Source organism: Burkholderia guangdongensis (assembly GCF_013403875.1).
Lineage (GTDB): Bacteria > Pseudomonadota > Gammaproteobacteria > Burkholderiales > Burkholderiaceae > Burkholderia > Burkholderia guangdongensis.
Genome location: NZ_JACBNX010000073.1, coordinates 1 through 281, shown reverse-complemented (window position 1 = coordinate 281; position 281 = coordinate 1). Strand labels below are relative to the sequence as shown.

Sequence of the window (281 nt, the reverse complement as noted above, 5' to 3'; positions counted from 1 at the left end):
CCGTCGACGGTCGAGCTCGGCGGCAAGAGCCCGAACATCTTCTTCGCCGATGTGCTCGACCAGGACGACGCGTTCCTCGACAAAGCGCTCGAAGGTCTCGCGATGTTCGCGTTGAACCAGGGCGAGGTGTGCACGTGCCCGTCGCGCGTGCTGATCCAGGAATCGATCTACGAGCGCTTCATCGAGAAGGCGGTCGCGCGCGTCGAGCGTATCAAGGCCGGCCATCCGCTCGACCTGCAGACGATGATCGGCGCGCAGGCGTCGCAGCAGCAGCTCGACAA

At 64.8% G+C, this 281-nt stretch carries 1 protein-coding gene; it reads left to right on the top strand.

The features are described 5' to 3' along the window. The coding region (locus HZI36_RS26750; protein WP_179405671.1) for an aldehyde dehydrogenase family protein at nt 1-281 on the top strand (281 nt) is incomplete at both ends.